Genomic DNA, 11,313 nt, shown 5'->3' with positions numbered 1-11,313 from the left:
GATGAAACCTCGGAATACATACACAAAATAATGAACGCAACAATCGATTATAATGAGATTTTTGCTGAAACCGAGGCTGCTAATATTTCCATCAAAATTCTTCACCACCCAAAGCCAGAATTTGGCGGAGACGGATTTAGCTATTCTGAAAATTGGATTTCAGGTGCTGCACAATTCGACATGACAACGGTATATTCTGATATCGACTGGTCGAAAATGATAAAGTTCGACGACGAAAACAAGTCGGGACTGTCAAAGTCACCAGTTAGATTTATAACCGTTGTTTTCCCTCAAAACTCATTGAAGTTCACCGGCTATATATCATTAGATGATGAGCATTTGGACGGATGGCTTAAAGATTACTCCAGAACAGGAAAAACCAAATCACATTATCGAATTACGATCCCATACCGGAACATTGAAGGGGAAGAAAAGAGATTACGAAATGTCATCATTCATTTGTCCAATTTAGCCAAAGAAGAGAAGGCTCGGGAAAAGGCTTCAGATCCTTTTAGAAATTAAGTTTGCAGCAAGGTTTAAAATCGCTTACTGATCGACACTTAGATTAGTTTTTGTTCCAGGGCTATCCGGACCAGCATAGCTGTATTTTTGGCATCCAATTTCAATAAGAGGTTCTTGCGGTAGCTCTTGATGGTCTCCGGACTCAGGAATATTCGATCCGCAATTTCGCCATTTGTCAAACCCTCTGCTACTAATTTTAAGATTTCGCTCTCACGTTGACTTAGCCAGAGTTGTCTTTCCTTGGGCTGCTTCATCAATACATCTACCTCATGGCATAGAAAAATGTTGCCGTTTGCAACGGCGTCTATACCCACCAATACCTCTTCTGTCATGGCATTCTTTACAAGATATCCAGAAGCTCCATTCTCCAGCATCTGCCGAACTACGCTATACTCATTGTGTGTAGTGAGAGCCATTATCTTAAGGTCTGAATACCGTTGTTTGAGCTCCTTACAGAAATCAACACCACTCATATCGGGCAAGCCTACATCAAGCAACAATAAGTCTGGCTTACAACTACCGATGGATGCTCTACAATCCGAAGCGGTATGCCAAAGACAAACAACTTTCGCGATGCCCGATCCTTCTATAAGCGTTTTTAGACCATCGGTCAGAACCTTATGGTCATCTACAATAGCAACTTTAATCATCTTTCCCCTCTTTATTTAGTTCCAATTCAACGTGCACTTCTGTGCCCTCGCTAGAGGAGTAAATATTCATTTTTCCTTGAAAAGCCTCCACACGTTGTCGAATATTCCGTAGCCCCATGCCTTCCTTTTCAGATTGCTGCTCAAAGCCCTTACCATCATCCTGCACGGTAAATGAAACGCGATCAGCTTCCTCAACTAATTGTACGTTGATATGAGAAGCATCGGCATGTTTCAATGCATTATTAACTAATTCATGGATACAGCGATAAATCATAATTTCCATTTTGCTCGGTAAGCGGACTTCATTTCCGAAATAATGAAAATCGCAGGATGGAATAGCAGCACAAAAGTCAGCGAGCGAAACTTTTACACCATATCGAAGTAAGGATTCAGGCATCATATGATGAGCTACCCGTCGAAGTTCCTGTATCGACTGGTCCAACATTCCTAACGCAGTTTGAAAGCGCGTTACATCCATCGCTTCCAACACCGCATCATCTTTTACTTGCGGTAGATTGAGCTTCACAGCGGAAAGCATCCCGCCTAACCCGTCATGAAGATCCTTTGCTAGGCGAGTTCGTTCGGCCGCTTCACCATCCAGTGTCGCCTGTACCGCTACTAGTTGTTTTTCCTGCTCTAAACGCCGATTTTCCTGTTCTGCAAGCTTCCGTTTGCTAACCGCCAATCTATAGCGAATAAATGCCAGCGCTAAAGCTATCAGTAAAGTAATAGCAATCGCCAGCCCTAACCAAATGTATAGTTGTTTCTGTTTTTCCAATGCTGTTATTTCTAGTTCCTTCTTTTCGGTTTCATATTTGATTTCTAGATCGGAAATCGAGCTCTGGTATTCTTCGGTTGCGAACTGCTGTATAGATTCGGTATAGTCATCGATGTATTTCTCCGCCTTTTCGATTTCTCCGAGGTGCATATTGTTTCGAATATGGTTGAGCAGGACATTGTGCTTTATATCCACGCTTGCGGAATCTTGTAAGGTCGCTTCAGCAGCCAGCTGATCACTCTCTCTATAATTGCCTTGATAGTAGCGTACATTCGAAAGGTTCACATAGAGTTGAGCAAGCAGATTTGGATAGTTTAAATCTTTTGCCAATCCCAGCCCTTTCTCTGTAAAGAGTGCCGCTTCGTTAAATTTCTTCGTTTCTTGATAGCATCGTCCCAAAACCGATAATGCAACGGCTTCGCTATATTTATTCCCTATTTGATGAAAGATATCAACTGCCTTTTTCGCATATTCTATTGCTTTAGGCATATCGGTTTCCTGGTAAATATTGGTCAATGCAATTGCGGCAGAACCAAGACTTTCTTGATCATTGTTCTTAATTGCCAAAGCCTCAGATTCTTTCAGATACTTCTCTGCTTGTTTGAAATTCCTAAGCTGCAGGTAGACGTGCGAAATATTTCCCAGAGCCATTCCTCTTCCTTGTTCGTGCCCCTCCTTTTCGAATAACTGCAATGCTTTAAGATATTCTTTAATGGCTTCCGGATGCCTGTCCTGCATTTTAAATATACTGCCCTTATTCATATGCGCGTTGGCTAAAGGCGTTAAACTGGGCAATTCCTGGGCTGGTTCGAAAGCGAGATCTTGATAATGATGCGCCGAGTCGTACTGGCTTAAGTAGAAATAAGACATCGCGGTATGGCTATATAAAATGGACAACCATTTTTTATTATCGAATCGCTTGGCAAGGTCGATTCCTTTCTTGCCATAAGCTATCCCTCTGGCTGCATCTTGTTCCCAAAGACTGTACACCAGCGCGTCGTAAATCTCGAGTTGCTTATCAAGAGAGATATCCTCCTTTGCCAGTTCACGCTTCAGTGAATCTACAATCGCTTGTTGACCAAAAGTAGCCTTGGGTATGAACAGCAGTATAAGACCGAGCTTAACTATAAAAGGTTGCAGTAAACCTCTAAGTAAAAGTTTCCAATTCATAACGGTTTTCTATTAGGTTTATACTGAAACAAAGATAGTTATAAGCTGCTGGGATAAAAACCCCCTTTTGGGGGTAACGCAGGAAATCTGGATGATCTAATTTTGATCTGTTGAACAATTCCTGATATCAGCGCCCCTATTATCAGGTTTGATCAAGGTATAAACCTTAAGATGAGAAAAATGAAAAAACAGATTAGAAAAGCGTTCATCGCGAGCATAACTGTATCACTTATCGCTCTCGTAACATCTGCATGCTCTAACGCAAAACATGTGGAACCGGAGAAAGAGACCACCTGGAAAACGGACATCTATATAGCTGGAAGCGAGCGGAATGGATATAAACATGTTGCGAAATTATGGAAGAATGGTGTGCCGCAGGTGCTGAGTGATGGGTCAAATGATACCATTGCTTACGCTGTTACGGCTTCTGGAAATGACGTATATGTTGTTGGAAGAGAGAACATGGGAACAGTCGGGACTGCAGTCGTTTGGAAGAACGGGGTTAGACAACGCCTCACGGATGGATCGAAACAGGCGCTAGCATTTGCCGTAACAGTAGACCAAAGTGATGTCTATGCAGTAGGAAAGGAATACAACGGCTCAAAGGATGTGGCCAAGGTATGGAAAAACGGTGTAGAAAAAAGTCTATCCGACGGTAAAAACTTTGCCTATGCCTATGGGGTCACTGTTGCGGAAGGGAATGTGTATGTCGTTGGTGAAGAATACAATGGAAAAAAATATGTAGCCAAATTATGTAATAATTCCGCAAGTGCCTACTCAGTTGCTGTTTACAAGGGGCAGGTCTATGTTGCAGGTGATGAATTTATCGGCAATATACGGGTAGCAACCATTTGGAAAGATGGAGATGCTCAACGATTAGCGGATAAAACATCTTCCTATGCCTCTTGCATTCACGTATGCGAACAGGGAGTATTCGTCGCTGGTGGACAGACCAATGGTAATAAAATGCTTGCCAAACTATGGAAAGATGGGATGCCACATATTTTGACGGATGGTGCAAACGATGGCTACGCTAATGCCGTCGCATTGTCGGGTGGAGAGGTCCTTGTTGTGGGCTATGAGGATCGAGAAAATAGTAATGGTTCTGAAACTGAAGTCGCCAAACTATGGACGAATGGAGTTGCAAAAGATCTTCCGGGAACGGCGAATTCTATCTTCATCGTCAAATCTGAAATATAAACGCTGTCTCATTACAGTTAGAAACAAATAGAGTATTGATTATAAAATTAGATCAACATGAGAAAAACAATCTGGGTATGCATGTCCCTTACAGTTCTTACTTGCTGCGACAAAGCAGATGGGGAACAAGGCACACCTGAACAGGAGGAAGGGTATGCCACAGGCAAAGTGACGGACTCAAAAGGTTTGCCCATTTCGAATGCTAGAGTGGTATTAGATAATACCGTTTTATATGCTTCTTATATCCACGGTAACACCGATAAATTTGGAACATATCGTATAAAAGCGCTGCCGGGCTCTTGGAGAACCTTTGCCTATGTGGATAAGATTTACAATGGTCAGGTTTATTCTATGGAACTTTTCCCTGATGGAATAGATGCCTTCAACGAAGAGGGCGCGGTGCGAAACTTTACCTGGAAATTGGAAGGCGATATGCCTTGGGAAGCGGAAGCATATTATGGCGGAACTGTGCTATTATCGACAGACTATGGTTTTTATGAAGATGAAAAAGATATAGAAATAACGCTAACCCCACTAGGACCACAGATTGATGGATCGACGGGAAAGACGCTGCTCCTGAAATATGGGGAAAAGAAATGGACACATCGCAACGAACTTTGGGATATTCCGATTGGCAGATACAAGGTTACCGCCAAACTAAAGAAAGAGGGAAAAGTAATTCCACTAAAGATCGAGGATTGGTATAAACGAGGAGGACTAGTCTCGGAATTTCAGCTGGATTTTATTCCAAAACCGGGAAATGGAGTCAATAACTCCGCCTCGATCGTCATCGGTTATTAACAATAAGAATATCAACTAAATTAAATATAAGATGAAAAAAGCAATCATTAAAACAATAGGACTTTTATTGATGACAGTAGCCATATACTCCTGTTCAAAAAGCGAAGACTGCGATCCTGAAGATGAAGATAGTCCGTGCTATTCCGGGATAATAAAGGGTAGCTCCTTGCTATTGATCGAGGAGAAAGTGAACGGAGCAACAGAACTTACTTTTACTTATAATGACGATAATCGTGTAGCAACCTATCGCATACACCCCAAAGACGGAAGTGGAATGCATGTCGCCAATTTTACATATAATGACAAAGGCTATTTGACCAATGTGGCGCATAGCGAGGGTGGAAAAGAGCTTTATCGTGAAACCTATACTTATGGATCAAACGAACGACCGATCTCTGGTGTATGGACCTATCCACATGCGGTAGTAAGCGTCAGTTTTGAATATAGGGACAATATGGTAATCGAACGCACAAGCTATAAGGATGGTGAAGGTCAATCCACGAATAAATACACCTTCGACAATAAAGGAGTAAATATCCTCAAAACAGAAATTAATGTAGCTGGAGTCCTGCTGAGCACAATTGAATACAGCGATTACGATGACAAACACTATCGAATGACATCATATCCATGGAAATGGAAAACATTTTCCACTAATAACGCAAGAAGTCAAAAATTAACGGGCGCAGGCGGAGTGTCCCTCGATCATATTTGGAAATACTCCTACAACGAATCGAACTATCCTATCAAAGCCGAATTGTATGATAGAGCGACAAATAAGTTAGTTGAAACCAGAGAATACATCTATAAAGAAGCCAATTGAAGGTGAAAATATTAGGTTGTATTTCGAAATTCAAAATTTGTTAAGAAACATGGAGGAGCGTATTTTTACGATTGCCTTCGCCGGCAATTCGAACTAAGACGATAATCAAAAATGCTCAGCTATCGCTGAGCATTTTTACTATTGCGATTATTGAATACTGAAATTCGCATATTGTCCGGCTTTTTCCTTCGCTAATTTTATCGTTTTCGCTTCTTGGGTTTTATGTTGGGCCAGGAGCGCTTTATATAGCCCCTCTAGTGCCCAAATGTTGTTTTCCCATATTTGCAGATCTTCCCTAAATACCTGTTCTGCTTCATTGAATTTTTTATCGTTCAATAGTGCATCGCCGAGGTAATGGCGAACCCAGAAAAACCAATCGGGCGGCTCGTTATAGTTTAAGTTATCTTCGGTCGCAACTGCTTCTTTAAATAGGGTTAGCGCTCTTTGTTGCTTCTGTTGTTTTCTATCCAGACTAGCCTGTAGCACTTTTTTTTGCAATTTGCACCAGGTCGGCAGTCGTATTGATATCCCAAATGGTGACCTGTTGCAGGCTGCTATCGGCTGCCAGGTTTATTAATTTATTCAACTCCAGCTGTGCCTTTTTATTTTCGTTTTTACCCAGAAAAGCCATGCCGCGGGCATAAAGCCAAATTGCGCGAGGGTATATTAATTCTTGGGCGGGCGCAGATAGGCTAATGATACGGTCCAACAAATTGAATTTGATGCCCACGTAATAAGGTATGCTGTAATAATGCTGTAGAGTTCCCCAGCCGGGTTGGTTCATCAAGTCTTTGGCGGTATGCTGCTGCACAGCCAATGCGGCTTGCCAGGCCAGTTGCGCATTTCCTTCCAAAGTTGCTGTTGCGGCCAGGAAATGATGGTTATGCGGGTAATAAGCTAAGGGATACATACCTAGGGCATGGCAGGCTGTGGTATAGATACTATGGGCAGTGATGGCTCTAAGATTAGACAGGGTGCCTAAATGATAATCGCCGGTGTGGATGTAGATATGGGAGGGCATATGCAATAGGTGACCTGCTCCCATTACCAAGCTATCTAATACCAGTGCACTGGCTAATGCTTTCTCCGGTTGATTAGATGCTTCGATGGCATGGATGTAGAAATGATGCGCTCCCGCATGTTTTGGATGCTGTTGAACGAGTTTTTCCAAGAGATCGACAATTTCCGCTGTCCAGGGCTGCGGTCTTTTCGAATCCTTGAGGTAAAGATCCCAAGGATGAAGTATCATGAGAGCTTCAGCGTAAAGAGCTCCGATATCGGCATCGTCAGGGAACTGCTGGTAAGCCTTTCTCATCGCCTTAGCATAGGCCAAATCAAGTGCTGAACGATCTTCTGGCGGCTCGGCGGTATATCGCTTTGCCAAGGTAGATATTAAGACCTGTTCTTTTGTGCTAGCCAGATGGGCGTGTTGCTGGGCTGCTAAAATAGCCTGATAGGCTCTTTGGTAATTGTCGTCTTCCATACCGCCGTTGTAATTAGGGCTTAGGGCGTAAGAGAATCCCCAATAGGCCATCGCGCAAGTGAAGTCCAAACGGATAGCTTGAAAGAAGGAACGCGCCGCTTCAGCATGGTTAAATCCATAGGTCAGCGTCATGCCGTAGTTAAAAGAGCCCTGAGCCTCGGGATGGCTACTTGTGATGGAGAACTGTACACCTTCTAAACCCGGAAGCTTGGGAGCTTTTTGATTTAAACGGTACCATTCCTTATCGTCGGTTTTTGTAGGCGCGCAAGATGGCGCTATTCCTGCTGTTGACTGATTTGTGCGCGGTGCAGGATGACACCCGCAAAGGATCGTCGATATCCAAAATAGAACTATGGGTTTCATTATCATTTAGGATTAAATAAGCCGAAATAAAATGAGGGAAGTGAGGTTGAGGCAGTTAATAAATAGGAATCTGCTTGGAATTAGCGTAATACCCTATAAGGCAGCTGTTATAACAAAAGCAGGGAAAAGAAAATTGATATCATTATTTTTATCCCTTACGTGGGAATGCTAATTTCTATAAGTTTGGCATAAACAGTATGTTTTGACAAAGCTATATCTACTTTAGGATGTATTGTTTGAGATTGTATGTTGATATTTCCCACGTTCTCCAAACCGCCACACTTTATGCGCTGTTTTGACATACTTTTTAGCTGCAAGTGCTATAAGATAATGCAGTAACTTTTATTAATATTATTTAATTGTGAAATTAATTGTTTTTGACTTGAAGCTGTCTTTTCTTAATGGATGATCTCTTCTAAGAATGCTTTCCAAAGAATAAAACCTCTATCATGATCGCCATAATCATGTATAATACGGCTAAAGTTTTGGGGAAGACTGTACTCTAAGAATCTTTGCCTACCTTTTTCCCGAATGATTTGCAGATCCTTATCTATCATCGCAACAGCGTCTTTCAAGACTATTTTATTTTTATCGATGTGCCAGATATAAGTTGCCTCCTCCGTATCTAGGGTTTCAAGGATAATGTGGTATCGGCTGTCTCCCGAGATTAGAAATACAAATGCAAAAGGGCTAAGCACGAACCTAATTTTCATAATGCTGCTCAGGTGTTGATCGGCTAAGAATTGAACTTGTCGAGAATGCTTGTATTTCCGTAGTTTAAGGATTTCAGATAGTAATTCTTCGGCATTTGCGTATACAGTCTCGCCATTTTGCAACTGGTCCGAAGTTAATATATTTTGTTTTGGCAAAGGTAGTTTGCCTAACAATCCCTTGTTCAGAAATTGGAATTTTACACCTTCTACAATTTCTTTATTTATTCGTTCTATATCGTAGGATGTAGCGATTTGTGCGACCAATTTTCCGTACTCAAATTCTGCGTTTAACTGAACGTTGATATTTTTAGATTTAAGTATCTTGATAAAATAAGGTTTTAGTACCTCAAACTCAGGCCTAATCTCTAAATTTTCGATTTGAAATTCCAGAACAGTATGCATCTCTTCTACTTTATAAATGAAGGCCACATGACCATAATGAAACGATAGATCCTCAATGGATAACTTGGCACTTTTTTCTAAAGTAAATAAGTGACCTATTTGAGGATGATAATCTATGGTTGGTTCATCAAAAAGCGTTGCCTGTTTCGCGATTTTACGATAATAGATGTTTCGTTTGAAAAACATTTTGTCTAGATAATCGATCTGTACATCCCGATAGTCATATATTGTCGGGTTGATCTCCGATCGCTGCACCCGACCGATGTATTGAATCAATTTCCCATGGAAAGCAAAGGGATACGCCAAAAGTAGGGTGCTGATATGTTGAATATCCGAACCCTCTCCAAAATATTGACCTGTCGTAATCAATACTTGAAAATTTCCTTCTGACAATGTTTTCCATTTCGCTTTCTTACTGCTATCTGAATCATCTCCGCTGAGCGTTATGGTTTCATAATTGGATTTTAGCAATAGATTGAGCGTCTCGATATGTTCTTTTCTTTCGGTAATTATAACCGCCTTTTTTCCTTGATTTAGCTCTGCGGATACATCGTCTACTATTAATCTGTTTCTTGTTGTATCATGAATTAAAATCTGGGAAAGTGTTTCGAAACTGTCGATTTTGGAATTATAGGGAACGTGGAGTTCGGTATTTCGGAGGATGATAATTGCCCTTTTGTAATCTTCAATTTCCTCTGGTCGGATTTCCGTAATGATATCACCGAGATAAGTAAAGATCAATTTATCATCATTATATTTCCGAAAAGGAGTCGCTGTGAGACCGTAGCAATAAACACTGTTTAGCTTTCCGACGGTGGTACGGTAAGATTCCGCCGGAATATGATGACACTCGTCGATCAAAATTGTGCCGAATTTGTCCTGAATTGCTTCAATATATTTTGGAAGACTTTGTATCGTTGCAACGGTTATTTTATCAGCACCCAATTTTGCTTTTCCTTGGCATATCCCAATTTCTTTCTTCGGTATCCCTAGGAATGACTCTATACGCTCCACCCATTGATCCAATAATTGCTTACGATGCACGACAATAAGTGCAGGTTGTTGTTTCTCTGCAATAATTTTCAAGCCAATAATAGTTTTTCCTGTTCCTGGCGGTGCGACGATTACTCCAAAATCCTTTTTTTCTACTGCGGCGATAGCATTGATCTGATGCTTTCGTAACGCGGCATTAAAAGAAAATTGGATTGTCGGGAGTTCACGTCTATTATCAACAAAGTCATGTGTTACCTGTGATTCTCTACAGAAACGCAGCAATTTCCCGATAAACCCTCTTGGGATAAGGACTTCATTTTCGATTTCATCGATTAATTTAAAGAACCTAGGTGTTTCAAAAGTACTTCTCCCTGACTTTTTCTTGATGATAAAGGCTGAATTAGCAAAATTAAGTTGCTCCTTCAAAAAATTGATGAGTACAAATGGTATAGCGTGACTATTTATACGGATCGAATTGCTCAGGGCGATTTTAAGTTTTTCGTCATTAGCTGGAATATAATTATCTGCACTAATAGCTCTCGTATCGTTGCATAATTCCTCTAGCAAATTTAAACTTACTCTTTTTACTCCTTTTAGATATGCGATTTGATCAGGAAATGGGGTCATCGTTTTGGGATCGATAAAGGAACTGTTGCCATTCTGTACAGCAGTTAAAAATAAGGGCATTGCAATTAGATTTCCTAAACCTTTGCCAGACAGGTAATCTTGATTTGGAAATAAACGGTCAAAGCTGGAGCTTTTATCAAATGGCGAGAACGCACCACATCCTTCCAAGATATGCATAAATAACTTACGACTTTTGGCTGCTGGATATGGTCTCTCAAAGAAAATCCAGATATGTGCGCCGTTGCCGGAACGGGACCGTTCAAGGTAAGCAGGGATATTTTTGTCTGTACATGCTTCGAGAAATTTCAAAGCGTGTTGTTGCCAATCGGATTTGTCGAAATCTGCTACTAAAAACCAAGAAGTGTTATCTTGCAACAGTGGGTAAATTCCTATCTGCTGAAGTCCGTTAAGATGCTTAGTAATTTCTATGTCTGACAATGGGAGGTAGGTTTTGTGGGCATAGCTTTGAAAAGTACCGCCATTAGCTTTATGTAGTCGATAATGGTATGGATCATAGCTATAGTCCGGCATGTACCCGCTTTTATTTCCCTTCTCCCAACGTAAAGCAAATACGTCTTCGCGACCTTTAAAAAGATTGAGAAAATAGATTATATCGTCTTTTGTGAATTCCACTTGTTTTTATTTTGGTATTAAGATAATGAATTGGAATATACATCTTAAACTATCAGTAATCTGGTACGCTTAAGTTTATTTAAAGTGGCGATTGAGTTTAGTATTAAACGTTGTTTTTTGGATAATTGTTTCCTGTCTTTACCAATCGAGTTACG

Annotated in this window: 9 protein-coding genes; 4 read left to right on the top strand and 5 right to left on the bottom strand. The window is 41.0% G+C overall.

What is annotated here, in order from left to right; all coding sequences use genetic code 11:
* On the top strand, positions 1-522 hold a 522-nt coding region (locus B2400_RS06255), incomplete at its 5' end, for a hypothetical protein (protein WP_293931870.1).
* Between the two features lie 38 nt (positions 523-560).
* Here B2400_RS06255 and B2400_RS06250 read toward each other — a convergent pair.
* Together B2400_RS06250 and B2400_RS06245 are read right to left on the bottom strand one after the other, a co-directional pair.
* Entirely contained in the window at positions 561-1,172 is a 612-nt protein-coding gene (locus B2400_RS06250; protein ID WP_286651582.1) for a response regulator, read from the bottom strand.
* The gene (locus tag B2400_RS06245) at positions 1,165-3,120 is read right to left on the bottom strand and encodes a tetratricopeptide repeat-containing sensor histidine kinase (RefSeq protein ID WP_293931867.1); all 1,956 of its coding nucleotides are present in this window, start codon (positions 3,118-3,120) and stop codon (positions 1,165-1,167) included. The genes B2400_RS06250 and B2400_RS06245 overlap by 8 nt, the downstream gene beginning before the upstream one ends.
* Before the next feature lie 180 nt (positions 3,121-3,300).
* On the opposite strand from B2400_RS06245, the gene B2400_RS06240 reads away from it, so the two are divergent.
* Genes B2400_RS06240 through B2400_RS06230 form a run of 3 tightly spaced genes read left to right on the top strand, consistent with a single transcriptional unit; the run spans position 3,301 to position 5,944 of the window.
* Positions 3,301-4,320 carry a hypothetical protein gene (locus tag B2400_RS06240; RefSeq protein ID WP_293931866.1) on the top strand — a complete coding sequence of 340 codons (1,020 nt, stop codon included), beginning with the start codon at positions 3,301-3,303 and terminating at the stop codon, positions 4,318-4,320.
* Between the two features lie 57 nt (positions 4,321-4,377).
* Positions 4,378-5,121 carry a carboxypeptidase-like regulatory domain-containing protein gene (locus B2400_RS06235; protein WP_293931864.1) on the top strand — a complete coding sequence of 248 codons (744 nt, stop codon included), beginning with the start codon at positions 4,378-4,380 and terminating at the stop codon, positions 5,119-5,121.
* A gap of 31 nt (positions 5,122-5,152) precedes the next feature.
* A complete protein-coding gene (locus B2400_RS06230; RefSeq protein WP_293931862.1) occupies positions 5,153-5,944 on the top strand; it encodes a hypothetical protein in 792 nt (263 codons plus the stop codon).
* 147 nt (positions 5,945-6,091) lie between these two features.
* Here B2400_RS06230 and B2400_RS06225 read toward each other — a convergent pair whose 3' ends face one another.
* The 3 genes from B2400_RS06225 to B2400_RS06215 form a co-directional block, all read right to left on the bottom strand.
* Positions 6,092-6,430, bottom strand: a complete 339-nt coding sequence (locus tag B2400_RS06225) for a tetratricopeptide repeat protein (RefSeq protein WP_293931860.1) — start codon at positions 6,428-6,430, stop codon at positions 6,092-6,094.
* Positions 6,417-7,790 carry a hypothetical protein gene (locus tag B2400_RS06220; RefSeq protein WP_293931859.1) on the bottom strand — a complete coding sequence of 458 codons (1,374 nt, stop codon included), beginning with the start codon at positions 7,788-7,790 and terminating at the stop codon, positions 6,417-6,419. Before B2400_RS06220 ends, B2400_RS06225 begins: the two co-directional genes overlap by 14 nt.
* A gap of 398 nt (positions 7,791-8,188) precedes the next feature.
* Complete coding sequence (locus B2400_RS06215) at positions 8,189-11,158, bottom strand: DEAD/DEAH box helicase (RefSeq protein WP_293931857.1); 2,970 nt, start codon at positions 11,156-11,158, stop codon at positions 8,189-8,191.
* Between the last annotated feature and the right edge of the window lie 155 nt (positions 11,159-11,313).

Origin of the sequence: Sphingobacterium sp. UBA6645, assembly GCF_002455685.1 — a bacterium.
Classification (GTDB): domain Bacteria; phylum Bacteroidota; class Bacteroidia; order Sphingobacteriales; family Sphingobacteriaceae; genus Sphingobacterium; species Sphingobacterium hotanense.
Note: the sequence above shows the minus strand (reverse complement) of the source record. Positions and strands in the feature narration are given on the sequence as shown.

What these genes read in the sequence shown, in the direction of transcription:
- B2400_RS06250 (WP_286651582.1), bottom strand. Translation starts at nt 1,172, where the DNA reads ATGATTAAAGTTGCTATTGTAGATGACCATAAGGTTCTGACCGATGGT.
- B2400_RS06245 (WP_293931867.1), bottom strand. Translation starts at nt 3,120, where the DNA reads ATGAATTGGAAACTTTTACTTAGAGGTTTACTGCAACCTTTTATAGTT.
- B2400_RS06240 (WP_293931866.1), top strand. Translation starts at nt 3,301, where the DNA reads ATGAAAAAACAGATTAGAAAAGCGTTCATCGCGAGCATAACTGTATCA.
- B2400_RS06235 (WP_293931864.1), top strand. Translation starts at nt 4,378, where the DNA reads ATGAGAAAAACAATCTGGGTATGCATGTCCCTTACAGTTCTTACTTGC.
- B2400_RS06230 (WP_293931862.1), top strand. Translation starts at nt 5,153, where the DNA reads ATGAAAAAAGCAATCATTAAAACAATAGGACTTTTATTGATGACAGTA.
- B2400_RS06220 (WP_293931859.1), bottom strand. Translation starts at nt 7,790, where the DNA reads ATGAAACCCATAGTTCTATTTTGGATATCGACGATCCTTTGCGGGTGT.